The sequence below is a fragment of the Paenibacillus brevis genome (assembly GCF_018919145.1).
GTDB lineage: Bacteria > Bacillota > Bacilli > Paenibacillales > Paenibacillaceae > Fontibacillus > Fontibacillus brevis.
The window spans coordinates 1-25330 of record NZ_JAHLQJ010000015.1; the positions used below are offsets into that span (position 1 = coordinate 1).

General features: G+C 50.9%; 22 protein-coding genes and 1 riboswitch. Of the genes, 14 read left to right on the forward strand and 8 right to left on the reverse strand.

Features of this window, described 5'->3' with window-relative positions; all coding sequences use genetic code 11:
- Positions 1-726: 726 nt before the first annotated feature.
- The 4 genes from KQJ23_RS16820 to KQJ23_RS16835 all read right to left on the reverse strand — a co-directional run bounded on the left by KQJ23_RS16820 (position 727) and on the right by KQJ23_RS16835 (position 5341).
- A complete protein-coding gene (locus KQJ23_RS16820) occupies positions 727-1710 on the reverse strand; it encodes a polyprenyl synthetase family protein (RefSeq protein WP_216480079.1) in 984 nt (327 codons plus the stop codon).
- Between the two features lie 196 nt (positions 1711-1906).
- Positions 1907-2362 carry a hypothetical protein gene (locus tag KQJ23_RS16825; RefSeq protein WP_216480080.1) on the reverse strand — a complete coding sequence of 152 codons (456 nt, stop codon included), beginning with the start codon at positions 2360-2362 and terminating at the stop codon, positions 1907-1909.
- A gap of 136 nt (positions 2363-2498) precedes the next feature.
- The gene (locus tag KQJ23_RS16830; RefSeq protein ID WP_216480081.1) at positions 2499-4373 is read right to left on the reverse strand and encodes an FAD-dependent oxidoreductase; all 1875 of its coding nucleotides are present in this window, start codon (positions 4371-4373) and stop codon (positions 2499-2501) included.
- A gap of 62 nt (positions 4374-4435) precedes the next feature.
- Positions 4436-5341, reverse strand: a complete 906-nt coding sequence (locus KQJ23_RS16835) for an FMN-binding protein (protein WP_216480082.1) — start codon at positions 5339-5341, stop codon at positions 4436-4438.
- A 537-nt stretch (positions 5342-5878) separates the two neighbouring features.
- Here KQJ23_RS16835 and KQJ23_RS16840 point away from each other — a divergent pair.
- From KQJ23_RS16840 to KQJ23_RS16855, 4 genes are all read left to right on the forward strand, one after another.
- On the forward strand, positions 5879-7360 hold the full coding sequence (locus tag KQJ23_RS16840) for an HD-GYP domain-containing protein (protein ID WP_249529850.1): 1482 nt from the start codon (positions 5879-5881) through the stop codon (positions 7358-7360).
- Positions 7361-7403: 43 nt separating this feature from the next.
- On the forward strand, positions 7404-8924 hold the full coding sequence (locus KQJ23_RS16845; RefSeq protein WP_346779420.1) for an ATP-binding protein: 1521 nt from the start codon (positions 7404-7406) through the stop codon (positions 8922-8924).
- A gap of 127 nt (positions 8925-9051) precedes the next feature.
- On the forward strand, positions 9052-9429 hold the full coding sequence (locus KQJ23_RS16850; protein WP_216480084.1) for a RidA family protein: 378 nt from the start codon (positions 9052-9054) through the stop codon (positions 9427-9429).
- A 164-nt stretch (positions 9430-9593) separates the two neighbouring features.
- Entirely contained in the window at positions 9594-12746 is a 3153-nt protein-coding gene (locus tag KQJ23_RS16855) for a DEAD/DEAH box helicase (RefSeq protein ID WP_216480085.1), read from the forward strand.
- Here the strand turns inward: KQJ23_RS16855 and KQJ23_RS16860 are convergent.
- Positions 12703-13101: a hypothetical protein gene (locus tag KQJ23_RS16860; protein ID WP_216480086.1), complete on the reverse strand. Its 399-nt coding sequence runs from the start codon at positions 13099-13101 to the stop codon at positions 12703-12705. The genes KQJ23_RS16855 and KQJ23_RS16860 overlap by 44 nt on opposite strands.
- Between KQJ23_RS16860 and KQJ23_RS16865 the strand changes: the two genes are divergently transcribed.
- Positions 13094-13612 carry a hypothetical protein gene (locus KQJ23_RS16865; protein ID WP_216480087.1) on the forward strand — a complete coding sequence of 173 codons (519 nt, stop codon included), beginning with the start codon at positions 13094-13096 and terminating at the stop codon, positions 13610-13612. The genes KQJ23_RS16860 and KQJ23_RS16865 overlap by 8 nt on opposite strands.
- A gap of 335 nt (positions 13613-13947) precedes the next feature.
- Here the strand turns inward: KQJ23_RS16865 and KQJ23_RS16870 are convergent, their stop codons facing one another.
- Positions 13948-14322 carry a hypothetical protein gene (locus KQJ23_RS16870; protein WP_216480088.1) on the reverse strand — a complete coding sequence of 125 codons (375 nt, stop codon included), beginning with the start codon at positions 14320-14322 and terminating at the stop codon, positions 13948-13950.
- A 167-nt stretch (positions 14323-14489) separates the two neighbouring features.
- On the opposite strand from KQJ23_RS16870, the gene KQJ23_RS16875 reads away from it, so the two are divergent.
- The 4 genes from KQJ23_RS16875 to KQJ23_RS16890 all read left to right on the forward strand — a co-directional run bounded on the left by KQJ23_RS16875 (position 14490) and on the right by KQJ23_RS16890 (position 18089).
- Complete coding sequence (locus tag KQJ23_RS16875; RefSeq protein ID WP_216480089.1) at positions 14490-15296, forward strand: zinc ribbon domain-containing protein; 807 nt, start codon at positions 14490-14492, stop codon at positions 15294-15296.
- Positions 15297-15432: 136 nt separating this feature from the next.
- Positions 15433-15738: a hypothetical protein gene (locus KQJ23_RS16880; protein ID WP_216480090.1), complete on the forward strand. Its 306-nt coding sequence runs from the start codon at positions 15433-15435 to the stop codon at positions 15736-15738.
- Positions 15739-15801: 63 nt separating this feature from the next.
- A riboswitch (purine riboswitch) is annotated at positions 15802-15901 on the forward strand.
- A 162-nt stretch (positions 15902-16063) separates the two neighbouring features.
- Positions 16064-16651: a xanthine phosphoribosyltransferase gene (locus KQJ23_RS16885; protein WP_216480091.1), complete on the forward strand. Its 588-nt coding sequence runs from the start codon at positions 16064-16066 to the stop codon at positions 16649-16651.
- 73 nt (positions 16652-16724) lie between these two features.
- The gene (locus tag KQJ23_RS16890) at positions 16725-18089 is read left to right on the forward strand and encodes a nucleobase:cation symporter-2 family protein (protein WP_216480092.1); all 1365 of its coding nucleotides are present in this window, start codon (positions 16725-16727) and stop codon (positions 18087-18089) included.
- A gap of 6 nt (positions 18090-18095) precedes the next feature.
- On the opposite strand, the gene KQJ23_RS16895 is transcribed toward KQJ23_RS16890, so the two are convergent.
- Both KQJ23_RS16895 and KQJ23_RS16900 read right to left on the reverse strand, forming a co-directional pair.
- Positions 18096-18434: a DUF4870 domain-containing protein gene (locus KQJ23_RS16895; RefSeq protein ID WP_216480093.1), complete on the reverse strand. Its 339-nt coding sequence runs from the start codon at positions 18432-18434 to the stop codon at positions 18096-18098.
- A gap of 361 nt (positions 18435-18795) precedes the next feature.
- Positions 18796-19749: a serine hydrolase domain-containing protein gene (locus KQJ23_RS16900; protein WP_216480094.1), complete on the reverse strand. Its 954-nt coding sequence runs from the start codon at positions 19747-19749 to the stop codon at positions 18796-18798.
- A 355-nt stretch (positions 19750-20104) separates the two neighbouring features.
- On the opposite strand from KQJ23_RS16900, the gene KQJ23_RS16905 reads away from it, so the two are divergent.
- The 5 genes from KQJ23_RS16905 (at position 20105) to KQJ23_RS16925 (ending at position 25325) form a co-directional block, all read left to right on the forward strand.
- On the forward strand, positions 20105-20293 hold the full coding sequence (locus KQJ23_RS16905) for a hypothetical protein (protein ID WP_044480239.1): 189 nt from the start codon (positions 20105-20107) through the stop codon (positions 20291-20293).
- A gap of 136 nt (positions 20294-20429) precedes the next feature.
- A complete protein-coding gene (map, locus tag KQJ23_RS16910) occupies positions 20430-21179 on the forward strand; it encodes a type I methionyl aminopeptidase (RefSeq protein ID WP_216480095.1) in 750 nt (249 codons plus the stop codon).
- A 500-nt stretch (positions 21180-21679) separates the two neighbouring features.
- Positions 21680-22738 carry a cytochrome c oxidase subunit II gene (gene coxB, locus KQJ23_RS16915; RefSeq protein WP_216480096.1) on the forward strand — a complete coding sequence of 353 codons (1059 nt, stop codon included), beginning with the start codon at positions 21680-21682 and terminating at the stop codon, positions 22736-22738.
- Positions 22739-22791: 53 nt separating this feature from the next.
- Positions 22792-24702 (forward strand): cytochrome c oxidase subunit I, encoded by a 1911-nt coding sequence (ctaD, locus tag KQJ23_RS16920; RefSeq protein ID WP_216480097.1) that lies wholly within the window; start codon positions 22792-22794, stop codon positions 24700-24702.
- On the forward strand, positions 24699-25325 hold the full coding sequence (locus KQJ23_RS16925; protein WP_216480098.1) for a cytochrome (ubi)quinol oxidase subunit III: 627 nt from the start codon (positions 24699-24701) through the stop codon (positions 25323-25325). Before ctaD ends, KQJ23_RS16925 begins: the two co-directional genes overlap by 4 nt.
- Positions 25326-25330 lie beyond the last annotated feature (5 nt).

Consider the following 25330-nt stretch of genomic DNA (forward strand, 5'->3'; position numbering starts at 1 on the left):
TGGATATAAACCTTTGGTTAAAAGGCAAAGGAATAGGGGATTGACAAAAAACGTTCATAGCAGTGAAAAAAGTTACTCTAAATTTAGGTGAAATGGTGGAAATACGAAAATAGTGAAATTCTTTCGCTTAAAGTCGGCTATTCCTTGGGTTTAACTAGTTACTGGCGACCTAAGGTAAGTTTTTTCACTAAAAGTGGGTTCGTGCGTCGAATGAAGATTTTAAGGTAAGTAATTTCATTGGAGCGCAACCGTAATGAGGCTGATCAAGCAGGACGAGTAAAGTTCAGACCAAGACTGGAATGCCAGTCGGATAACGCAGTTACTCCCAAGGCCAGAACAACGTGCGAGCGAGCTCAATTCCAGGCGCCCAGGCCATTGGGACTGGGCGCCTGGAATTGCGTACGCTACTTTTTGCGGGGATAGTCGCCACAGGCGGCAAGCTTTTTGCAGCGCAGCTTATGGCACAGCCATGTGCAAACTGCATTTCAGTTGAAGCCGATAAGCGCGATAGTTAGGGCAAGAGTGTGAAATGAATCTGAAAAAGCGTAAGCGGTCGCCTTTGTGAGCGGATTTCCCCTTTGTTAGAACTTAGTCCAATCATAGAAATCCGCGAACAACAGCGATTGTAGGATTATTTCACACGACTGCCCTCCCTACGTGCCTAACTGCGGTTCAACCTGCTAACTATCCCGTAGATCAAGTCTTGGGGATAGCCCTTTGTGTCATTCAGTTATCGCGGCCGCTGAAGTAATTCAATAGAACATTCAAATCCTGGTGGGCGGGATAGGATTCTAATTGACGAATCAACTCCCGGGCTTCATCCAGATATTGCTCGCTCACAAGCTCGCTTTGGCGGAGCGCGTCGGATTGCTGAATGGAAGCAACAACGGCATCGACTCGCTCTGGCGGAGTATCGGGACCGATAGACTGTATCCGCGGAGCAAGCTCATCTACTTCTAACGCGAATAGCACCGGCAAGGTCACCTGCCCTTTGCGAAGATCACTTCCCGCAGGCTTTCCAAGCTTCTGGGCAGATTGGGTAAAGTCCAGGATATCATCGCGAATCTGAAAGGCGATGCCCAGCTTCTCTCCGAAGGAGTAGAGCAAATCCGCGGTATTCTCCTCGGCACCACCGGCCAATGCTCCTATTTTCAGGCAAGAAGCCATCAGCTGTGCAGTTTTGTTCCGGGATTTCTCCAGATACTCCTCAATATGAACGTCGTAATCGTATAAATGAGATAATTGCTGGTATTCGCCCAAGCATAGCTGTGTGGTAACGAGGGAAGACAGATCGTAGGCAAAACGCTCTCGTTCCGCAGAATATTCGGAGATCAGCTCTACAACCCGCGCCGACATATAATTACCGACATGCAGCGCCTCATGAACGCCCAGCTTAACGTGCAACGCAGGCTCGCCTCGCCGAAGCGGAGAATCATCGATAATATCATCGTGAATCAGAGAAGCTGCGTGGATAAATTCAGCGGCTGCCGCTAGCCTCATTGTCTTTTTCTCATCCTTAGAAGGTCCGAAACGGGAGCCTACGATAACCATGAGCGGGCGAACTCTTTTGCCGCCGGAATGAATTAATTGAAGAATATGCTGGGCAAGCGGGGAAGAGCGGGGGATATCCTTATCGAATCTAACCATATTCTCGATTGCACGATCAACGGAGCGAAGCGAGATCCCTAATTCCTCATCCAGTCTTGTCATATGGATCCTCTCCCGATGAATGTTAATAAACACTACCATATAAGTTGAACTAAAGATTGTACATTGGAGGCAATAGGTGAAATGTTCTTGTGATCGCTGCAATTCGCAGATCTCTCTGACTTAACTAAAGCCCTATAAGGCTAAGGAGAAATCTGCTCTTTTCTACGTAGCTTCTTTAGTTCAACTTATATAGGTCCTACATAGCACGGCTTTTACGGACAGATCCTTTTTCCAGCTCGAGAAACAGCTCCCAGCATTGAAGTAATACGTCATGGTAGGAGGAGCCTTCGATTCTTCGTATTTGAATCTGCTTAATAACCGGGGCGAGATGAGCCAGCAGGTCATATTCGTTCCATTGCAGACAGAGCTGCACATAGAAGCTGTATAGGTAGTCGCCGTCCAGCACCTTGCGGGTCAGAATCTCTCCGTTTTGGGAATCACTGAAATCCGAATGGCGAAGCAGGGCGAGCTTGATTGCGATGTAAATGGACAATAGCCGGGTGGAACGGAGCGCGGGAAGGTCATACTCAAACAGCAGATTCGCCATCTCTTCCGCTTCTTCACAAGGCATATTCAGTTGAATTCCCGTATCGGGTGAAATTTCTCTATGCAACGTTTGAAATGCGTCTTGGATCAGCTCATATTTATTCATGATGGCACACTCCTTGAGGCGTATTGCCGGGCAAGTAAAGATGAAAAGTAGTAAAAATTAGAGTAATGCACGCGGGCGTGCATTACTCTAATGAAATTATGAAATAAGAAACTCTATGCTGGACTAGGATAATGCGTCAGTCTGTGTACAAATACCATCTTCGAACGAGAGGGATCTTCTTCCATTGTTTTTTGAGCCAAGGAAGAACATAGTAGTCAAGTCCGAACGCACTGCCGGATCCGCCGATCAACGCGACGCCTGCAGTCATATACCAAAGCATTTCTGTCGAGGCCATGCTGGAGGACCAGATCATGACGCCGAGTGCGACTGTAATTGCAGACGATACCGCTGTGAACAGACCAACAATGATCATCACACCGACTGCGATTTCCATGAATACCATGAAGAATTGGAATACAGTTGCCAGAGCGGTATAACCGCCGTCTGAAGTATAGAAGAAGATGTCCATGAACCAGTTCACAACACTCTTCACGAATCCAGGAACAGGCAGAGCCGTTACGGAAGTCGAAGCGCTCTCTACAGCCGATGCTGCGGAGGAAGCGTCAACAGTCGTCTTGACTTCTTCAGCTGCCTGACTCGCTGCAGTCACGACGTCAGCATGTGGTGAAGGAGGAATCAGGAAGATATTCGAAGGATCCTTCAAGATCTTAGGAAGCTTATCGATCCCTTCTTCCAACCATTTGTAACCAACGAAGATGCGCAGCGGCAGCAGCCAGAAGTTCGGGGAACGCTTGGCAAAATGTCCGCCGACGAAGCTTCTGCGGTTGTTCACATGGAAGAACTCATGCATCATGTAGGTCCACATCTTATGGAAGCCTGCTACGGTGAACAGGTAATACATGTTGATCAAATGCTTGGAGAACATGGCCATAAATCCGGTCAGCATGAACATTTTGTTCGGAAGGCCGACATTAGCTACGCCATAACGGCTGCCGATACATACCATGGTGCCGTGGAAGCCAGGTTTGTATGGCTTCTTAGGCTTGTTATGAACATCAGCATAGATATTGTGCGCAATAAGCGGGCCAGCTTGCTCGGCATTTTCAACCATTTGTGGAACCGGACGGGTCTCGCCTTCAGGAATAAAGAAGATGTTATCGCCAACGATGTATACATCGTCATGGTCTACACTTTGGAGCTTGTCGTTCGTTACGATCCGTTTGCGGCCTTCTTGCTTAACATCCAGCTTGCCAACGAGATCGGAGCCTTCAACACCTGCTGTCCATACAACCGTGTCAGCTTCCAGCGATTTGTCGCCGAGTACGACGCCAGACGGCGTAACACCGGTGATTTTTGCGCTAGTAACGATTTCGACATTCATTTTGTTCAGGCGCTTGGCGGCCTTCTCAATCAACTTGTCGGGCAGGATCGGCAGAATTTTTGGAGCCATATCCGCTACAACAAGGCGAACCTCGCTAGGATCGATATAGAATTCCTTGCACAGTTCATCGCGGAATTCAGCCATTTCGCCAACCAGCTCGACACCCGTAAAGCCGGCGCCTACAACAACGAAGGAAAGCATCTTCGAGCGTTTTACCGGATCGGTTTCTTTCGCAGCCTTGCCGAACTTGTCGCGGATTTGCTCCTTGAGACGAACTGCATCCTCATAGGACCAGAGCGTCAAAGAGTGCTCTTCTGCACCCGGAATCCCGAAGAAAGTCGGCTTACAGCCCGTACCGATAACCAGGTAGTCATATTTGTAGGTTGCTTTAGCGGAACGAAGCTCTTTGGATGCAAAATCGATATTATCGATAGAATCCAGAACAACGTCAACCTTTTGACCGGCAAAAATCTTTTTAAGCTCGATTTTAACCGAATCTTCAGGAGCGCGGTTAGCCGCGACTTCATGCAGCTCCGTCAGGAGCGTGTGGTAAGGATTGCGGTCGATCAGTTGGATCGAAACATCCTTATCCTTTTTGAATAATTTGGCGAGGTGTTTGGAAGTAACGACACCGCCGTAGCCTCCGCCAAGAACGACAATTTTCTTCAAAAGATTCACCTTCTTAAATAGGGTGGTGGGACTGAGAGTTTATATATACTTTCTATTTAAACTTATTTTGCACCTTCAAGCGCTTTTGATACAAGATCGAAGTAACTTTGCAGGGAGATCGATACGCCGCTCAGAGCATCTGTCTTGCCATCTTCGCCAAATGTAAGAGCAGTAGGATCTTGAGATTCTACAAGGTTAGCTTCAGCCACTGCTGCTTGCTCATGCCATTCGGACGATGCGCCGCCAGCTTTCATACCGTATTTTCCATCGATGGAGTTTTGTTTCTTGTCTTCGCCAGCTGCGTTTACACCACTGAAGTTAACGTGAATGATCTTGCCTGCAGCGATAACAACGTCAGCAGTTTCTTTCCAGCCGGACTTTGCGTCGAATTCAGCGCCTTCAGCATGGTAGTGACCGTCATTGTATACGCCCAATTCAACTGGTCCAGCTGCAAGAGCCTTGTCAGCCAGGTCGAAGAACTCATTTACGTGTACAGATACACCGGAGATTGCGTCGGTCTTGCCGTCTTCACCCAAAGTAATGTCCTTAGGATCTTGCTTTTCAAGCAGATATTGTTCAACAAGTGCTGCTTGCTCGTGCCATTCAGATTGAGCGCCGCCGGCTTTCATGCCGTACTTGCCGGATTCGGAGTAGGAAACCTTGTCAGGACCAACAGTAGCGTTGATGCCGTTCCAGTTTGCTTCTGTAATTTTGCCGCCGTCAACCTTCAATGTAACATAATATTGCCAGCCGGAGTTTGCGTCCGCTTCACCGATGGCATAGTAAACGCCGTCTTGGTATTGACCTTGCTCGGCAGCGGTATTTTCGCTATTAGTGCTGTTTGTTGCTGGTGCTTCTGTTGCTGCGTTGTTTGCAGGGGCTGCATTGTCTTTACTGTTGTTGGAGCCGCAGCCGGCAAGAACGCCAATCAACAGGGCGGTGCAGAGTAGGATAGATGCTTTTTTCATGTTAAATGACCTCCAGTTAGATAAAATATATATATTAAAATGTGCAGACATTTTAATAACGACGGGAAGAATGAAAATCGTTACAGGACAAGGTCTTCCGGTTTCAACGGGAGTCCCAAAACCATTGTTCGATGGAATTTTAGCATATAAAAATAGGTGATAATGTGAAATAGATCACTTGGGGTGTGATTTTAAATATTGTCGAAAAAGGCTGAAATTCAGACGGGTAGCGGGTTTGAGCCTTTATCCATTCCCTAAAATTTTAATTTTATTTTTAAAATTTTAACTTATTTTTTATTTAAACTTGCTATTTTCAATAAAATTCTGAAAACCCAGAGTTTATTTTATACGCATATGAAAGTTTAAGCAAATTAATATTTTTGCATGAAAACAAAAACTATAATCTTCCTGTCCGCATGCCGATAAAGATGGAAGAGAAAATGATGAAAATATGAAAATGCGGAACTTCATGGAAGGATGACTACGGCGTTGACCATATATAGGAAGTTTATTTCAAGCTTGATATTTAATTACTGTATGGGGATGTTAATGGCAGGAACGGCGGCAATCGCTCTCCTTATGATATCGCCGCTTCAGATTCCGGCTGAAGAACGTCTTCTATATATAGGAATTCATCTTTTTTCAGCGGTTGTCATGGTCGTACTCGGCTGGAGCGTCTATCACATTCAACTCCGCCCGATTCGCAACTGCTTCCTCAACAATATCGAAAGCTTCGGCTTCCTTCAAAGTGTATACACTCGAACCCACCGTCTTCCGTCGCTGGTTGCTAAACGGATTATGGGGCCTCATTTAATCGGATATTTGCTGCCGTCCACCGCATTATGCCTTTGGTTTACCCACATCGGCCAGCTCACAATCAATTACTATCAAGTATTCCTAACAGCCATTGCAGCAATTCTAGTTACCGGCATGCATGCTCTTGTTGAGTTTTATATGACCTCGAACAGTATCCATCCGGTACTGCTGGAGTTGAATAACTGGTCTTATGTTCTCTACGATAAGGAACTGTCGCTTCATGGGCGGGTGCTGATCTCGATCAAGAGCAAGCTCAGATGGAGCCTGTTTGTCATTGTCGCAGTCCCGTTGCTGCTCTATAGCATGGCGATTGAGTATCGGTACGGAGGCGCCTTTTTTGTTAATGATTATTTTTGGAGAGGGGCAGCTGCTATCCTGTGCGTGGGAGTAGCCTTTGCATTTATTGGCTCGAGATTGATGACTCGGGATACGATTATGCCGATTCAGCTCTTTTACGAAAAAATGGCCGAAGTAAAGAACGGTTATCTGCGGTCGGATGTCAGCGATCTTTTCTCCGATGAATTTTCCAGGCTCGTATCCGGCTTCAATCATATGATGCGGGGCTTGAAGAGTCAGGCTGAACGGAATAACCAGCTTCTGGAGAGCTACTTCTCCACCCTGGCAGCGGCACTGGATGCCCGTGATCCCTATACGGCAGGGCACTCCGAACGGGTTGCGGAATATGCGGTGAGAATCGGCAAGCTGGCGAATCTTCCGGAGGGAGAAATTCAGGATTTGCGGAAGTCGGCATTGCTGCATGATATCGGAAAAATAGGCATCAAGGACGCTGTTCTCTTAAAAGAAGGACGATTGACGGAGGAAGAGTGGGATCAGATTAAACAGCATCCTGTGCTTGGCGAAGCCATTCTGAAGCAGATTGAGCCGGCGGACGCCATGGCTTCCTTCCTGCCGGGGGTACGCTCGCACCATGAGCGGTATGATGGAGCCGGCTATCCTGACAGCCTCTCTGGAGAAGACATCCCTTTGTTCGGCAGAATTATTGCCGTTGCGGATGCCTTTGACGCGATGATCTCGGATCGTCCATATCGTAAGGGAATGGATGAAGAGAAGGCAATTGCGATTTTGGAGGAGGGAGGCGGTACCCAATGGGATCCGTATTTCTCCCGTTTGTTTACGGAAGACTACCGAAGAATGCTGGCGGAATCGGCACCGCAGAAACCATTGTTATATGAAGAGAAGTAGGGTTAAAGTCTGAATGAAAAATACCGCGGTTATGTTAAAATGAATGAAGAATTACGGAACGGAAAATACACCCAACATACCGCGGAGGGACTATATGGGCTTTGGCAAAATCTTTTTGCTTAACATGGCGCTGCTGATTACGATGGCATACTTGGCCAATATTCTGTATAAGTACGTTCTTGTAAAAATACCTGGCAAGATCAACTATATCTTATCTGTCCTTTGGTTTATCTTCGCAGGCTGGATTTGCATGAAATTCGGATTCCAGTTGAAGGGCGATGTTATTTTTGATCTTCGGCTTGTCCCGCTGATTATTGCTGCGATTGTATATGCAAAGCCTATGGTCGTGATGATTATTTCTTTCGGGATCGGCTTAAGCAGATTAACCTTTGGGATCAGCGAGGCTGCGATTGCAGGTATGCTCAATTTTGTTATTCTGGGCATCTTGTGCGCATTTATGATTACCTGGATGAACAAGAGACAGTTCAAGCAGAGCACGCGGGGGATTGTGACGATTTTGGCGCTGAATGTCATCAATGTGTTCAACATTGCCATCTTTGGAGTGATTCCTTTCGAGCAGTATATCCTTACGATTATGCCCTCCACATTGCCGATCACTTTGCTGTTTAGCTGTATGTTTGCCCTGATATTGCTGGACTTTCAATTGGATCAGAGACGGACACTGGAGCTGCTGCGAACAAATGAAGTGATGACCCGACAGACAGAGGAACTGCGGCAGGCGAAGCTTTCTTTAGAAGAGCGGGCCCGCCAGCTGGCACAAGCCTCCCAGTACAAGTCGGAATTTCTGGCCAATATGTCTCATGAACTCCGGACTCCGCTTAACAGCATCATTAATTTAGCCGAGATTATTTCAGAGAACGAAGAGGAGCATGAAGACGAAACGCAGGAGAAGGATACCCCGAATTATGGTAATATCATTTATAGGTCGGGAAGAGAACTGCTGCAGTTGATCAATGATATTCTGGATTTGAGCAAGGTAGAGGCAGGCAGGCTGGAGGTCATCCAGGAAGAAGTCGTTCTTGCGGAAGTTGTTCAACTGATGGAACTGCAATTCGAGCATGATGCCGAGCAAAAAGGAATTGAATTTGAGGTTACGGTGATGCCGGAGCTTCCGTATACGATTCAATCGGATGTTCAGCGGCTGTGCCAGATTTTGCGTAACCTGCTATCCAATGCCTTCAAGTTCACACATCAGGGCCGAGTGGATCTGATGATTCATAAGGATAGCTCAGCCCGCTCGACGCCAGGGGAATGGATTGTGTTTTCTGTGGCAGATACCGGAATAGGAATACCGCGGGACAAGCATGAAGCAATCTTTGAGATGTTTCGGCAGGCGGACGGCTCAATTAGCCGGAAATATGGGGGTACAGGCTTGGGGTTGCCCATCAGCAAAGATTTGGCCCGTTTAATGGGAGGCTTCATCCAGGTGGATAGCCGCGAAGGGGCGGGCAGCATATTCCATCTTTATCTTCCGCTAATACAGAATGAGATCAAGGAAGACATATCTGATGAGGAGAACGAAGCTCCTGAGGGCGCGGATTAGGTCTGGACGAGCACTTATCAGTAAGATCAAAAGATGGCTTTTATGAACAACCTCTTATATAAGTTGATCATTAGGTTCAACTTTTATATAGCTACAATAGATAACAAGAAGAGAAGGAGAGATAACGATGGGCAAGCAAGTAATATCTACGACACAGGCACCGGGGGCGATTGGCCCGTATTCTCAAGCTGTGCAGATCGGTGATCTGCTCTTTGCTTCAGGGCAACTGGGGCTTATCCCCGAGACGGGACAACTGGCTGAAGGCGTTGAGGCACAAACCACTCAGGCGTTGAACAATGTGAAGGAGATTTTGTCGGAAGCCGGTTTGGGTCTTGAGCATGTAGTCAAGACAACGGTTTTCTTGGCAGATATGAATGACTTTGCCAAGGTGAACGAGATCTACGGCGGGTTCTTCTCACAGCCCTATCCGGCCAGAAGCGCGGTGCAGGTAGCAAGGCTGCCGAAGGATGGGCTTGTAGAGATTGAGGTTATAGCGACAAAATAGGACGAAATAGATGGGGACTTCCGGGAGCGTTCCGGCCTTAAAAGGCAGGACGCTCCTTTTGATTTGCACGCAAATGCAGTTTTATATCGGCACGGTTTCGTATAAGATAGTAATTATTGCGGTTTTTCATAATTTGAAGCATGCTTGCATGACAGGAGATCAACATGAATCAACATCTATATGGAATTTGGCTCGGAGAAGTGATGTTCTGCTTCTCTGGTGAAATATCGGAAGTAAAGGTGGATGCATGGACGGCTGCGATCCGATCGCTGGAGCCTGTCCAAGGACTGCGTCCGTTTCAGCACGCCGCCTTACGGCTTGCCGAGGTCAGATATCCGGTTCATGGCGGTCGGAAATGGTCGGGGGCTGGTGAACGTAGAGGACTGATCGGCAGGACACTGGAGGGTGTGGCGCTGCCTGTCACGGAAACCTGGCAGCTCTTGCTGAATTGGGATGGGAGCTATTATAGATCCAAGGGGATTCAACCCGGCGGAGAATTTGAATATTGGAGCATCGCAGCGCAATTTGCTCGCAGCCTGCTGGCTAAAGGCAGGGTTGCGCCGGGTATCAAGGCAGGTGTGAGCGCGCTTGGACGCCGACGCACCAACCAGTCGTCGGCTGCGGCCGAATGGGGACCGGAGCTTAAGGGGAACGATCTGGACAGATTTCATAGTCTGGCCGCATCGATGCCGCCAATCGCCTTGGCTGCAGTACAGCCTGCCGAGGAGGGCTCACTGGAGGAGCGGCAAGCCGCCGTGCTGCTCTCCTTTCTTACCGCGATGATTGATCGGGAGACCCGGCTGGCGGTGGACGATCTTGGCAGAAAGCTGAATCCGGCAAGATCAGGATACAGCAGGGGCTATTCACCGCTTGCCGAATTGTGGTGGAACCATCTGCTCAGCGCTTCTATACCGCCGGACATCCAAGGAAGCACTGCCGAGATTGAGCAGTTAACCGCGGAAATTGAGCGCGTGCAAGGCAGGCACCGTGGCCCGGAAGGGATCGAGGCGGATCACGACGACGGGATCGAGATGGGCTCTATTCGATTATGTCTGAGAATCGAGCCGCTTACAGCGCATGGGGATGAATTAGCGGAGAACAGATCGCTTCTTCGCTGGAGGCTTTCCTGCTGGGGAGAAGGCGTTGAAGATCCTGCCGTCCTGCTGCCAGCCAGCCTCATCTGGAGTTATCCCGAGCCGGATATAGAGTTGCGCGGCCGAAGATATAAGAACATACAGCGGGGCTTGCTGATCCGGCTTGCTAAGGCTGCCGAGTATAGCCGGGAGCTTGAAGAGCTTCTGATGTCACCGCGTCCGGAAGCGCTCACGCTGAAGCCGGAGGATGTGTATCAATTTCTGCGCCGTTCTGTCGCGCCGCTCAGGAAGCACGGGGTAACCGTGCAGATGCCGTCCCGCTGGACCGGAGAGGGGCGCAGGGCGGCAGGGGTAAAAATCAAGGCGCTTAACTGGAAGACTGCCCCGGCTTCTGCGGATGGAGCGGATCCTGGCTCGTGGAGAGAGCCGCAAGGGTTGGGTGTTCAACAGCTAATCTCGTTTGAAATAGAAGCGCTTCTAGATGGAGAACCATTAAGCAGAGAGGAGCTTGCGAAGCTTGTCGCCTCGAAGTCCCCTCTGGTATGGTTCCGCGGAGAGTGGATCGAGATTGATATCAAGGAGCTTCGGCAGGTGCTGAAATTCCTCAAGAAGCAGGAGCAAGGGGAGATGAGCTTCCGTGAGTTCATGGCTCTTGCAGCGGGCACTGAATCGTATCTGCCTGAAGGAATGCAGGTGGAGCATGTCGAGGCCGAAGGGCTGCTGGCCGCCTTCCTGGAAGGCGGGGTGCTTCACGCTTCAAGTCCCCGTCCCATCCCCAAATCCTTGAACGGCACGTTGAGGCCGTACCAGGAACGGGGGTTCCAATGGCTGGCCGCCATGCGCGAGCTGGGCTTCGGCGCGCTGCTTGCCGATGATATGGGACTGGGGAAGACGGTTCAGGTCATTACAGAATTGCTGGATGGTCAGCGGGAAGCTACAGAGCCGAGTCTAATCATCTGTCCGACCTCTCTGCTAGGGAACTGGCAGCGGGAGATCACCAGGTTTGCTCCGGGACTTCGGTTGTATATTCACCACGGCGGAGATCGTCTTCATGAGGAAACATTCATAAAGGCTTGCCGCGGCAGCGATATTGTGCTGACGACTTACCAGCTGGCCGGCCGGGATGCAAAGGATCTGCGAGATATGGAATGGAAGACGATTGTTCTTGATGAGGCTCAATATATTAAGAACTTTGGCACGAAGCAGGCGCAAAGCGTCATGAAGCTTCAGGCGCCGCAGCGGATCGCAATGACCGGTACACCGGTGGAGAATCGGCTCAGTGAGCTGTGGTCCATCTTCCAGTTCTTGAATCCGGGATACTTGGGGACCCATGCCTCGTTCCGTGCCCGTTACGGAAGTGCTGCAGATTCGCCAGGAGGAGAGTTGGAGAAGCTGAGGAAGCTGGTTGCTCCTTTTCTGATGCGCAGATTGAAGAGCGATCCGGATATCCGCAAGGATTTGCCGGAGAAAATCGAGATCAAATCTTACTGTTCACTGACGGTGGAGCAGGCGACCCTGTATGAGGCCGTCACTCAGGAGCTGATCTCCTCGCTTGACGGGATGACCGGAATTGCCCGGAAGGGGCATGTACTGTCCTCCTTGACCCGGCTGAAGCAAATCTGCGACCATCCGCTGCTTGTGCCGAGCAGGGGGCGAGCGAACGGCGAGCGATCCGGGAAGCTGGATCGGCTATATGAGCTGCTTGATTTAATTATGGATAATGGAGAGGCGGCGCTGATCTTCACCCAATATGTGCAAATGGGGGAACTGTTGAAGGATCGGCTGGCCGAGCGATATGGCGAGCATCCTGGCTTCCTGCACGGGGGCATGCCGCGAAGAGAGCGGGATGAGCTGGTGGAGGCGTTTCAAAAAGGAACGGCAGCGCCGATTTTTGTGCTATCGCTTAAGGCTGGCGGTGTCGGTCTCAACCTGACCCGGGCCAACCATGTGATTCATTATGACCGATGGTGGAATCCGGCCGTGGAGAATCAGGCTACAGATCGGGTATTTCGAATTGGACAACAGAAAAATGTCGAGGTTCATAAGTTGATTACACAAGGTACGCTGGAAGAGAGGATCGACGAGCTGATCGAACGGAAAAAGGCGCTCTCAGAGCAGGTTGTCGGCGCGGGCGAGCAATGGCTTACCGAGATGTCCAATCGAGAGCTTGCCGATCTGATTATGCTCCAGACCGGCGGCTATCTGGAGGTGGACCGGAAATGAAGCGGAGACAAGAACGCGGCGGAGAAGCAGGCGAAGCCCGAGTGGAACTGCTGCCGGAAGGGCTGAGGGTCGTGCTTCCCGGAGGTGGTGACGGGAAGGAAGGAGCGCATGTGCTGCTCCGGGCGTGCAGCACCGCAATGCGGGAGCGGCTGGAGCTCCCGCAGCATTTGAGCCGGCAGCCGCTGATGCTGGCGCGGCTGCTTGAGGAAGGCGCAGGCGCGCTTGGCGACCTGCTGCCAGCATCGCCGCCATGGCGCATGGCGGCGGAGGGAGATTGGGCAGCCGCCGGTGCTCCTGTGGCGGCGTGCTCCTGCGGCGAAGCCGCTTGCGGCCATTTGCCTGAGGCCATGGCCATCGGCGAAGCCGCCTGGGCCGCGGACGCCGGCCTGCGGCTCGCGCTCGTCGGCTGGGCGCCGGAGGCGCTGGCCGACGCTGCGCTGGCCTGCTGGGCAGCCGCACAGCCGCTGCCCGAGCCAGAGGCAGCCCTCCGCGCTTACGCGGGAGGGCCGGACGCCCCGCAGCGCAGCGCGCGCGGGGAGGGGCCGCACCTCGCCGAGTGGCTCGCGGACATGGCCGGGCAAGGGCATCTGCACTTGCCCGGGCCGCGGTTCCACGATGTGGCGGCAGGACTGCAGGAGGAGTTCCGGCATAGGACTCCTCCTGGCTCCGCCTCTGCCGCAGAACCGCGGCTGGACCGCGAGCCCGGATCGGATGCGGCCCCATGGGCAGCGCTGCTGCCGGGCGTGTCCGGGGCGGCGAAGGGGCTGGAGCTGGTCGCCGCCCGCGTGAGGGAGCGGGCGGCTGAGCTCGCCGCCGGCCCGCCCCCAGGACCAGCCGGATCGCCAAACGGCAAGATCCGGCGGTAGAGCACAACGGACGCCTGGTTATCCCCCGGGCGTCCGTTGCTGTGTCGAGGGTGTCCCGAAAGGCCAAGGTGGTTGGTTGGGGGACACCCTCTTCAACTTGAGCTACACCGTGTGGTGCGGAAAAATGCCTTTGTGCAATGAGGAAATGAGCAGAATGAACTTCTGCGCACAAAACAAATGCCAAAAAGCATTAAAATTACTGGCGCGGGCACTCTATGCGGCGAAAGGCGAAACAAGTGCCGCCCATATATGCGAATGAACAAAAGTTGGGCGGAAAACCTTGAGTTTTCTCGCCCGTCTTTTATTGGGAAATCTAATTGAATAGTCCCTTCGTATTATTTATTCAGCGGCGACCCATGCTCGCCATAGCCGGGATGGTGATAATCCGTATTGCCCAGCCGGCTGAGAATACCCGACTCCATGAGCATGGTGCGGGTTTTGGCCGTTCCGGAGCGGTAGAGAAGCACATACAGCTCGGAGAGCTGCTTGTTGAACTGCTCCGGAGCATCATCATGGTCTGCCGATTTATAGGGAACCGGCGCGCGCCGGAACGTATAGTCGTCTTCGGCTGTTAAAGCATTCAGCTTGTCCTGCAGCAACGATAATTCTTCTTCATCCAGCAGTACTTCGAATTCGGCGGAATCATTAGGGGACTCCTGAATAAGACGATGGGCGACAGATACATAGTAAGTCTGCTTTTCATATTCCATATGCATCTTCCTTTCCGTGACAGAGCGTGGCAGAGAAGCCCTATTTTTTGTTTACACGCACTTGTCGAATGTGAATCAAGTCGGATTTTCACCGGGATTCCAAAAGTGGTATGATAGCTGTTATAATCGAACCAAATTCACACCGTCAGAAATGGAGGACTACTGTCATGAATTTTTTTCAGCGTATAAAAGACGGGGCGGGAAAGGTATCCGACCGAGCGCAAAATGCCGTGGAAATCGGGCGGTTGAACACACAAATAACGACCATTGAACGTGAGATGGGACTGTACCATCAAAAAATGGGTGAAGTCTTCTATGACGGTTACCGTCAAAAGGATATGTCAGAGGCAGAGAAAGAAATGCTGGAGCTGGCGAAGACATGTGATCTTCTTGTTGAAGAACGGGATGAGATCCGTGCCAAGATTGCTGAGTTGAAAAATGAGCGGCTGTGCGGCGCGTGCGGCAGAACGGTTGCCGAGGATGGGCTGTATTGCCAATATTGCGGACATAAGCTGCATAGACCCAAAGCGGCGGCGCCTGTCAGAGAGAATCCGACACAAGCCGAGGAGACGCTTCCGGCCAGGGACAAGGGATCAGAGCCGGAGCATCTTCCTGTTCTGCCAGCCGATCCCTTGGATTTCCTGATTCCTTCCGCTTCGCGTGAAGAGGCGATGGCTTCCCTCGAGGTAGAGCCGGAACCTCAAACGGACTACCCGGAAGATGAGGAATATGAGGCGCGCAGGCAGCAGGAGCCTGAACGGGAGCAAAGACGCCAGGAGGAGCTTGAGCGGGAGCGGAGACGTCAGGAGGAGATGGATCAGCGAATCCGCTCGTGGCAGGAGGTGGCTAATGCCAGAGAGAAGTCTTCGGATCCTCTGGAGACGGCAATTCCAGTTGTGCAATGTCAAGTCTGTTCCGTTGAGCTGGTGAAAGGAACCAAGTGGTGCCCGCATTGCGGCTCCGAGCAGATTTAGAGCATCGTTCACTAAAATGTTGCAAAGTCCAGCTCGTCCTTCGTGAACTCATCCGTAGTAAATAGTATATTGGTTGCGACTGGTCTAATCTGATTATGAATACTTGCAGCAACGATTACGGAAGGAGCTGGCAACATTGGAATGCATTGTACACTTTGAGGTTGTATATCCTCATGAAAGCAAGGAATTAAGAGGTTTGATTTTCTTGAACGAAGGGGATAGGCCTGCAGAGCGCGACTTTCTGGATATGTTTCAGTCGATGGGCTTCAAGCTGAGAATAGAGGACCGCGAGCAGTTGATTTTTAAACCGGCCGAGGCCGGAGCTGCTTACAGCCTGATCCGGATTCGCAGACTGGATACCGGGGAGAAGACTTATAAAGAGGATCAGGAGCTGAAATCCCTGTTAACTCACCTGCTTCCGGGTGAATCGCGTCCGCTCTAACGGAACTGCACAAAAATTCCTCTTTATTTTCTATTAGGTTGTGCGTTATACTTCTAACATTGCTTTTGAGTTCGGCATTTTTCTCGTATATGTGCAGGAATGGGCCTGCATGTTTCTACCCGATCACCGGAATGATTGGACTACGGGAAAACCATGATATGTATTCAAACTAAGGGAAGTCAGCCTGTTCTTTGAGCGGGCTGGGCTTCTTTTGGGTTTAAGCGTGTCTGGTTTTCCGCAATTTCAATCCGTTTCCCGGCCGGGAGACGGATTTTTTTGTGTCCGGAGATGCATGTCCGAATGGAATTCACAGGGGGAGAGAGACATGAAGCTGCTTAGAGACAAGGTAATGACAGAGGGGATCGTGCTGGGGGACCAGGTGCTGAAGGTGGATTCTTTTCTTAACCACCAGATGGACCCGCTGTTGATGAAGGAAATCGGAAGAGAGTTCGCCCGGAGATTTCAAGACGAGGGGATTACCCGGATCTTAACGATCGAATCGTCTGGAATCGCTCCGGCGATTATGACGGCGATGGAGCTCGGCGTGCCCATGATTTTCGCAAGAAAGCATAAGTCGCTAACGCTCAAGGACAACATCTACGTGGAGAAGGTGTATTCGTTCACCAAGCGTGAGAGTAACGAGATTACTGTGTCCAAAAAGTTTTTACAGGAAGGCGACCGAATTCTGATTATCGATGATTTTCTGGCGAATGGCGAGGCGGCGTTCGGTTTGGCCCGAATTGCGGAACAAGCTGGCGCAAGCGTTGCGGGGATCGGGATTGTGATCGAGAAGTCTTTCCAGCCCGGTGCAGGACTGCTGCAAAAAGCAGGATACCGGGTTGATTCGCTGGTACGTATTGCTTCGCTCGAGAATGGGACCGTCAGCTTTGTTGAAGAGGTGCACGGGGAATAAGTCGATCTATAGCTCTACACAGAGAGATAACTTGGAAAATTAGAGGGTAACCATATGGGAGGAATGGATTCACATGGAACGCGAGGCAATCTTTCAAAGAAACCGGCATCCGTTTAAGACTTTTTCACTAGGCTTGCAGCATGTACTGGCCATGTATGCCGGCGCGGTCATCGTACCGTTGATTGTAGGCGGGGCTTTGGGACTATCACATCAGGATTTGACGTATCTGATCGCCATTGACCTGCTTGCCTGCGGGATCGCAACGCTGCTTCAAGTTTTCGGGAACCGCTACTTCGGGATCGGTCTGCCGGTTATGCTGGGGTGTGCATTTCAAGCGGTATCTCCGATGATCGCGATCGGCCTTGAAGATGGAATGGGCGTGAGCGCCATTTACGGAGCGATCATTGCTTCAGGCTTGTTTGTCTTCCTGTTCTCAGGCTTGTTCGGCAAGCTGATCGCTTTGTTCCCGCCGGTTGTAACCGGCTCGGTCGTCACGATTATTGGCGTTACGCTTATTCCGGTAGCTCTTACTGATCTGGGCGGCGGCAACACGGCTGACCCGAATTTCGGAAGTCCTGCCAATCTGATGCTCGGCTTCGGAGTGCTGATCTTCGTCATTCTGATGAACCGGTTTGCCACCGGATTTCTTCGTTCAATCTCCGTGCTATTGGGCTTGCTCGCGGGGACAATCGTGGCCGGCTTCATGGGTCTGGTTGACCTGACACCGTTAAAGGAAGCCGGCTGGTTCCATATGATTGAACCCTTCTACTTCGGAAAGCCGACTTTCCATGCTTCGGCAATTTTGACAATGATTCTTGTAGCGATCGTGAGTGTAGCGGAATCCACGGGTGTGTTCATGGCCCTGGGCAAAATCGTAGATAAGGATATCACCTCCAGGGACCTTGAACGCGGCTACCGTGCGGAAGGACTGGCCATTATGTTGGGCGGCGTGTTCAATTCCTTCCCTTATACGACCTATTCGCAAAATGTCGGGCTCGTCCAAATGAGCCGTGTCAAAACCCGTGATGTTATCGTTGTAGCGGGAAGCCTGCTTATTCTCATTGGCTTTGTTCCTAAAATTGCAGCATTAACACAGCTTGTTCCTACCTCCGTCTTGGGCGGAGCGATGATTGCCTTATTTGGTCTGGTGCTCTCCTCGGGTATTCGGATGCTTGGAGACCAAGTGGACTTGAACCGTCATGAGAACCTGCTCATCATTGCTTGCTCGGTAGGTATGGGCCTTGGCGTGACTGTTGTTCCCCAGATTTTTGACGCATTGCCGGCTTGGCTGCGGATTCTGGTGGACAACGGCATCGTAGCCGGGAGCTTTACGGCCATTGTCATGAATCTGCTCTTTAACGGCTTGCGCGGAGAGAGTACTAAAGCGACCCGCTCCGTGGAAGAGGAAGAACCGGCAGCAGCAGAACTTACAGCTTAGCTGTCTTTACATTCGGTTCAACTGTTTCTCGGCGAACTCGCCGATCCAGGGGAGCTTGAGCCATTTGCCCTGAAGAGCAGCCAGCATAAGGACAATCCAGAGTACAAGGCTCAGCAGGGAGAGAAGCAGCCCGACAACGACGCCGATGATCGGCAGGAAGCCTGCGGCGGCATGGAATACCATCAATCCTGCAAAAAGGATGACCGATTGCAGGGCGTGAAACAGGACGAAGCGGCTTCTGCGCTCGATCAGAAGGAAGATAACGCCTCCTACGAAAGCGAACAAGTAACAGAGAAAGGCTGCGACATTCTCATAAAGTCCGGTTGAAGAGCGGAATGGAGACATACAGGCACCTGCTTTCCGTTATAGAGGTAGTTCAAAAAGCCGACTTTTGATCACGAAGTATTTCAAGTGGTTGATTCGACATCGAATCTTGCGTTCACCCTAGAATGCCGAGCGGATGCTTACGAGGAATGCTTCCTTTTGGAGGCATTTCACTCCTGTAGGTTTTGCCTACACTCCGATCCTTCTTCTTCGGGTTCTCGCAACCTTCTCGGTGCTGAAAAGTTGGTTTTTTTGAACAATTAACTTATATTTTCATACTATGTCATAACCGGGACGGGCAGAACCGGATTGAAACGCGGGCGCGCAGCACCTTGGCAAAGGGCAGCGTCCGCGCTTTTGCTTATTCGGAACCAATTCCCGGTCAAGCAAGCAGGACTGGCAATATCTGCTCCTCCATCAGCCGCTTTGGATTTTTACAGCGCTTGATATTGCAGGCGGAGGTGAATACCGCTACAGCTTCCAGCTCGGGGAGTACATAAATTTGCTGGCCGCCATGACCATGAGCATAAGCGTACCGGAGACCGCGGAATTCACTGATCCACCAATGATAGCCGTATTGTCCGTATTCAGAAAATGACTCTCCACGCGGTGTCATCGATTCGTGCAGCCATTCTTCATGAAGCAGTCGGATCCCTTGGAAGGAGCCTCCCGCGAGACAAAGCTGGCCAAGCTTCATCATGTCGATTGCCTTCATATAGAGGCCGACATGCCCGCAGACGCCGCCGTCCGGCGAGGTCTCCCAATGGTAATCTTTAATCTCGAGCGGACTGAACAGGTAACGGTCTGCATAATCTCTGACAGGAGTACCGCTCCATTTGGACAACAGGCAAGCAAGGAGATGGGAATAGGCGCTGCAGTATTGAAAATGTCCGCGCTGCTCCGGTACGACAGGCAGCCGCAGGACAAAGCCGGTCCAATTCTTGCTGCGGTGTAAGCGGTGAATGAATCGTTCGCCGAGCTTGGGGCCGGTCTGCCAATACAGCCCGCCCGTCATGGAAAGGAGCTGTCCCAGCGTCATCTCGGGCCAATAGGAATCAGGCCTGCTAGGAGCATATTCCTTCACATCGTCCCATACCGGCTTGCCCAGTTCTGGCAAGAGCTCTTGAAACTGAGCGATGCCGAGCAGAAGGGAGAGGACGCTTTTTGTTGCCGATCTGAGATCATGGAGTACTTCTGGATGAGATTGCTGAAAGTATTGCTCATGCCGCATCTGCTCGTGCTGGGCCAGAAGGAAGCTGCGGATTCCGGGATATTGAGTACGGATTGCCTGGTCGGCAGCGTGGAAGGCAGGGTCAATTGGTGTTGTGAAAGTCATAAAGCCTCCTAGGTTTTTACTTGTATTTTTACCCGCACAGACCGATATAAGTAACAAGGAATAAAATTAAAAGGATGATTGATTTTGGAAGAAAGCTGTACCGGGGAGATGAATATGTTACAATATAGGAGGTAGAGGTCTTTTTCCGCATGGATGATTCTCTAAGACCGGCATACAGCTGCAAGGACGCTTGATTTGATCATGCCTGATTCATCGAGAACGGGTGAGGGTATGTATAGTGTCATGCACCCGCTGAAAAGAGGCATCAGCAACATCTAACTTCACGACATACTAGCTTTTCGGCATTCTCGAAATCGGAGCATTGAACTAGAATCGTTCTGGGAGGGAATATGGTATGGCAACGAAAGGTCACAATGAGGTGAAAGAAAGTTTGCGGGAAATGACGCGAATATTCAAGCCGAAGGATCCTAAGAAATTTGTGAAGGAGTATGTCCGCAAGTACCGGATTACAGGTGGGTATGAGGAGGAATTGACTCATCTGGTTGAAATGGAGCTCGATAAGCTCGACTCTTCGGTCTCCTGAGGAGATTGCATATAAACAGAATTCACATAATAGCTGTTAATAACGAACGCCTGGCAGATCGCTCGGGCGTTTTTTCTTGGTATGCGGCATATAATAGCCACAGAGCCGAACAGTCATCATGAAAGGGGCTAGCAATTTGAAGATTCAGCTGAAGTCGAAGGAAGAAATTGAGCGTATAAGAATGGCCGGAGCCATTTTGGCTGACTGCCATAAGGAAATTGCCAAGATGATCAAGCCGGGAGTAACGACGGCGGAGATTGACAGACTGGTTGAGGTCTATCTGGCAAGCCGCGGGGCGACCCCGGCTCAGAAGGGTTATAGAGGATTCCCTTTTGCGATCTGCGCCTCTGTGAATGAAGTAGTATGTCACGGGTTTCCGGGGACCGTTCCGCTTCAGGAGGGGGATATCGTCACCATTGATATTGTCGTGAATAAGAACGGCTGGATGGCGGATTCGGCCTGGTCCTATCGGGTCGGAAATGTATCTCAGGAGGCGGAGAGACTGCTGCAGGTAACGGAGAGGGCTCTTGCAGCCGGCATTGAAGCGGCGCGCAGCGGGAACCGGGTAGGGGATATCGGCTACGCGGTTCAGGAAGTCGCCCGCAAGGCCGGAGTTGGCATTGTAAAGCCGCTTATCGGTCATGGAATCGGGCGCAATATGCATGAACCGCCGGATGTTCCGAACTTTGGGCGCCCTCGTTCAGGTCCGAAGCTGCAGGCGGGAATGGTTATAACCATCGAGCCGATCCTGACGCTGGGAGACACCGGAGCGGTATTCTGGGATCAGGATGGCTGGACGATCCGTTCTGCAGACGGAAGCCTGGGAGCTCATTACGAGCACACGCTAGCTATCACGGAGGAAGGCCCCGTTATCTTGACTTGCTGACTAGATAAGTTGAACTGATAATTGTACGTGCGCTTAATCTAGACTGATAATCTCTTATTTAAAACCAAGCCTGAGCCCTGTAGAGGGATAGGCTTGGTTTTTTGTTTTTTAGCATCCAAGTTCCCCGCTGATAATATTCCAGCATCAGGAATACAGGCGTACGGGTCTCCGTCTTTTATCCATAAAGTTTTGATAAATGTCAAAAATGAATATTCTAAAAAAGAAGCTGAAAAAGGAAGAGAGCGGGCGGGTTCAAACGTCGTTTTTGAAGAATAAATAATATGTGAAAACGTTCGCAAACCCTTGTTTTAAGCGGAATTTTTGATATTTGAACAATTTGTGAATTAAGTTGTGAACATTGACAAAACATGGGTTCAATCATATATTTAATAGGTGATTACTGTAATTGACAGGGGATAAAATCCGTGATACATGAATCCGTTTTTTATGCTTAAGCCTGTACATAAACTGGTAACTAAACGGAAAAGTGGGGTTGATCAATGATGAAACCGTGGAAGGGTATCAAGCGTCTATTGCCTCTGCTCGCGATGTCTCTCTTGTTGTCCGCATGCGGACGGGAGGATCTGTCGGTGCTCAGACCGCAAGGAACCGTGGCACAAGGCCAATTCGATCTGATTAAATTGTCCATATCAATCATGGTTGTAGTAATGCTCGTTGTGTTTGCGATTGCGGCCTATGTCTGGATCCGCTTCCGGCGCAAGCCAGGACAACAGGAAGTTCCCAAGCAAGTTGAAGGCAATTTCAAGCTGGAGGTCGTCTGGACGGCGATTCCGCTTGTACTGGTACTGATCCTTGGTGTGTTCACGGTTCAGAAGATCTTCGCCTTTGGAGAGGACTACTGGAATGATAAGAACGCTGTAAGGGTTCAAGTGACGGCCCATCTATTCTGGTGGGAGTTCTCTTATCCGGATTATGGAATAACTACAGCGCAAGACATGATTATACCTACAGGCAAGAAGATTGCACTGGAGCTTAAGACGGCAGACGTGCTGCATTCCTTCTGGGTGCCTTCGCTGGCAGGAAAAACGGATACCAATACAGACGGCACCGTGAATAAAGCCTGGATTGAAGCGGAGCAGGAGGGCGTCTATCTCGGGAAGTGCGCAGAGCTGTGCGGACAATCCCATGCCTTTATGGAATTTAAGGTTAAATCGGTCAGTGAAGAGTCGTTCAATGCTTGGGTAGAATCTATGAAAGCGCCTGCTGTATTACCGGAGGATCCGGCGGTAGCCGAAGTCTTCCGGACGCAATGTCTGTCATGCCATGCCGTTGGTGATCAGGGAGGTCCGATCGGGCCGAATTTAACGGGAATAGGCAGCAGAGAGACGGTAGCAAGTATTCTTCTGAATGCCGAAGGCTCAGGCAATGCGGTTGATACCCGGCCTGTCCAGGAGAATATGGAGGCTTGGCTCAAGGACCCTCAGAAGTGGAAGCCGGGTAACCGGATGCCGGATCCCAAGGAGGATCTGGGGCTGACGGATGCGGAAATCGAAGCGATCGCCAAATATCTGGCCGACTACAAGCTATCGTATGAATAAAAGACCGGGTGATTCTTCGAGTTCACTGACTGGCGCGGTGTGATGCCGCAGCAATGATAAGGGGGTACACAGCCTTGGCTCACGCTCATAGTGTCAAGCGGTACAAGGGATTGATGGATTGGATTACAACAGTCGACCACAAAAAGATAGCGGTATTGTATTTGCTGGCAGGTGGATTCTTCTTCGGAATCGGCGGTATTGAAGCCCTGCTGATCCGGGTTCAGCTCGCCAAGCCGATGAATGATTTCGTAACGGCCCAGCAATTCAACGAACTAATTACAATGCACGGCACAACGATGATTTTTCTGGGCGTGATGCCGGTGATCTTTGCTTTGATGAACGCGGTAATTCCTTTGCAGATTGGTGCGCGGGACGTAGCTTTTCCTTTTCTGAACTCGCTGGGCTTCTGGACGTTTCTGTTTGGCGGCTTGCTGCTGAATCTGAGCTGGGTCATGGGCGGAGCCCCGGATGCAGGCTGGACTTCTTATACGCCATTGTCATCTTCGCAGTTCAGCGCCACTCATGGTGTGGATTTCTATACCATCGGCTTGCAGATCGCTGGCTTAGGGACGCTGATCGGCGGGATTAACTTCTTGGCGACGATTATTACGATGCGGGCGCCAGGCATGTCTTTTATGCGGATGCCGATGTTTACGTGGACGACCTTCGTAACCTCGGCCATGATTTTGTTTGCTTTTCCGGCGATTACCGTCGGGCTCGTATTGTTAACCTTCGATCGGATTCTTGGCGCGAATTTCTTCAATGTTGAACTCGGGGGCAACCCGGTGCTGTGGCAGCATATCTTCTGGATCTTTGGCCACCCTGAGGTGTACATATTGATTCTCCCGGCGTTCGGCGTGATCTCCGAGGTGGTCAGTACCTTCTCGCGGAAGCGCTTGTTCGGATACAGCTCCATGGTGTTTGCGACCATTCTGATTGCCTTCCTCGGCTTTATGGTATGGGCCCACCATATGTTCACGACAGGGATGGGGCCGATTGCCAACGCCTTGTTCTCGATTGCAACGATGCTTATCGCGGTTCCGACCGGTATCAAAATCTTCAACTGGTTATTTACGATGTGGGGAGGACAAATTACGTTCACCACAGCGAATTTATTTGCCTCCGGCTTCATACCGACCTTTGTTATGGGCGGGGTTACAGGGGTGATGCTTGCCTCGGCGCCTGCAGATTATCAGTACCATGACACGTATTTTGTCGTAGCGCATTTCCATTACGTGATTGTCGGCGGTCTGGTGCTTGGCCTGTTCGCCGGTCTGCATTACTGGTGGCCTAAAATGTTCGGGCGCGTTCTAAGCGAACGATTGGGCAAATGGGAGTTCTGGACCTTTATTATCGGCTTCCATATGACCTTCTTCGTACAGCACTTCCTGGGACTTATCGGGATGCAGCGCCGCGTATTTACTTATTTGCCGAATCAGGGCTTTGATCTGATGAACCTGATCAGTACTATTGGCGCATTTTTGATGGGTGTGGGCACGCTGATCTTCCTGGCCAACATCATTCTGTCCTTCCGGGAGAAGAAGGGAGTTGCCGGGGATGTATGGGAGGATGGCCGGACGCTGGAATGGGCTATTCCGTCTCCGCCTCCGGAGTACAACTTCAAGCAGATTCCGCTGGTTCGGGGGATTGATGCGTTCTGGAAAGAGAAGATGGCAGGACATCAAGAGATGACACCTGCAGAGCCTGTAGGCCCGATTCATATGCCTTCACCTACAATATTGCCATTCCTCATGTCCGTGGGATTATTCATTGCCGGGCTGGGCTTTATGTTCACGAATGATGACTTTGGAAATAGCCTCCTGAACTTTATGTTTAATAAATACATTGTAGTTGCTATTGGTCTTGGGATGACATTTCTCTGCATGCTGCTAAGATCGTTGTACGATGATCACGGCTGGCATATTGAAGAGGAAGAATTGAAGGATGGGGGGGTTCAGGCATGACAACGCCACATGCACAGCAAGTGAGTGATACGCTTCCCCATGAACCGGAGAAGGCGACGCTGGAAGGACGCAACAAGGTTCTCGGTTTCTGGTTGTTCCTCGGCGGGGAAGCGGTGTTGTTCGGAACGCTGTTTGCCACCTTCCTGACCTTGCGGGATCAGGTTGCAGACGGCCCTTCTGCAGCGGAGTTGTTCAGCTTGCCAATCACGGCGGCAGCCACCTTCATCCTGCTGGTCAGCAGCTTGACGAGCGTGTTCGCTATTCAGGCAATGCATCGCGGCAACCGGAAGTCACTGGCTACCTGGCTTGGAGTGACGGTTGTTCTCGGTCTGGCATTCCTTCTGCTTGAAATTTACGAATTTTATGAGTATATCGTTCATGATGATTACGGGATGACGACCAGTGCATTCAGTTCGGCCTTCTATACGCTGGTTGGATTCCACGGAGCACACGTGCTGTTCGGGATTCTGTGGATTTCGATCCTGATCGGACAACTGATGAGGAAGGGGCTTACGGTCGTTACGGCTCCTAAAATCTATGTATCCGCCATGTACTGGCACTTTATAGATGTGGTATGGGTCTTTATTTTCACGGTTGTCTATTTGCTTGGAAAGGTGGTCTGACGGGT

What these genes read in the sequence shown, in the direction of transcription:
- KQJ23_RS16860 (WP_216480086.1), bottom strand. Translation starts at nt 13,101, where the DNA reads ATGGCCATGGCCTCAGGCAAATGGCCGCAAGCGGCTTCGCCGCAGGAG.
- KQJ23_RS16835 (WP_216480082.1), bottom strand. Translation starts at nt 5,341, where the DNA reads ATGAAAAAAGCATCTATCCTACTCTGCACCGCCCTGTTGATTGGCGTT.
- KQJ23_RS16820 (WP_216480079.1), bottom strand. Translation starts at nt 1,710, where the DNA reads ATGACAAGACTGGATGAGGAATTAGGGATCTCGCTTCGCTCCGTTGAT.
- coxB (WP_216480096.1), top strand. Translation starts at nt 21,680, where the DNA reads ATGATGAAACCGTGGAAGGGTATCAAGCGTCTATTGCCTCTGCTCGCG.
- KQJ23_RS16845 (WP_346779420.1), top strand. Translation starts at nt 7,404, where the DNA reads ATGAAGAATTACGGAACGGAAAATACACCCAACATACCGCGGAGGGAC.
- KQJ23_RS16850 (WP_216480084.1), top strand. Translation starts at nt 9,052, where the DNA reads ATGGGCAAGCAAGTAATATCTACGACACAGGCACCGGGGGCGATTGGC.
- KQJ23_RS16855 (WP_216480085.1), top strand. Translation starts at nt 9,594, where the DNA reads ATGAATCAACATCTATATGGAATTTGGCTCGGAGAAGTGATGTTCTGC.
- KQJ23_RS16870 (WP_216480088.1), bottom strand. Translation starts at nt 14,322, where the DNA reads ATGGAATATGAAAAGCAGACTTACTATGTATCTGTCGCCCATCGTCTT.
- KQJ23_RS16900 (WP_216480094.1), bottom strand. Translation starts at nt 19,749, where the DNA reads ATGACTTTCACAACACCAATTGACCCTGCCTTCCACGCTGCCGACCAG.
- KQJ23_RS16865 (WP_216480087.1), top strand. Translation starts at nt 13,094, where the DNA reads ATGGCCATCGGCGAAGCCGCCTGGGCCGCGGACGCCGGCCTGCGGCTC.
- KQJ23_RS16875 (WP_216480089.1), top strand. Translation starts at nt 14,490, where the DNA reads ATGAATTTTTTTCAGCGTATAAAAGACGGGGCGGGAAAGGTATCCGAC.
- KQJ23_RS16925 (WP_216480098.1), top strand. Translation starts at nt 24,699, where the DNA reads ATGACAACGCCACATGCACAGCAAGTGAGTGATACGCTTCCCCATGAA.
- KQJ23_RS16895 (WP_216480093.1), bottom strand. Translation starts at nt 18,434, where the DNA reads ATGTCTCCATTCCGCTCTTCAACCGGACTTTATGAGAATGTCGCAGCC.
- KQJ23_RS16905 (WP_044480239.1), top strand. Translation starts at nt 20,105, where the DNA reads ATGGCAACGAAAGGTCACAATGAGGTGAAAGAAAGTTTGCGGGAAATG.
- KQJ23_RS16890 (WP_216480092.1), top strand. Translation starts at nt 16,725, where the DNA reads ATGGAACGCGAGGCAATCTTTCAAAGAAACCGGCATCCGTTTAAGACT.
- KQJ23_RS16825 (WP_216480080.1), bottom strand. Translation starts at nt 2,362, where the DNA reads ATGAATAAATATGAGCTGATCCAAGACGCATTTCAAACGTTGCATAGA.
- KQJ23_RS16885 (WP_216480091.1), top strand. Translation starts at nt 16,064, where the DNA reads ATGAAGCTGCTTAGAGACAAGGTAATGACAGAGGGGATCGTGCTGGGG.
- ctaD (WP_216480097.1), top strand. Translation starts at nt 22,792, where the DNA reads ATGATAAGGGGGTACACAGCCTTGGCTCACGCTCATAGTGTCAAGCGG.
- KQJ23_RS16840 (WP_249529850.1), top strand. Translation starts at nt 5,879, where the DNA reads ATGGGGATGTTAATGGCAGGAACGGCGGCAATCGCTCTCCTTATGATA.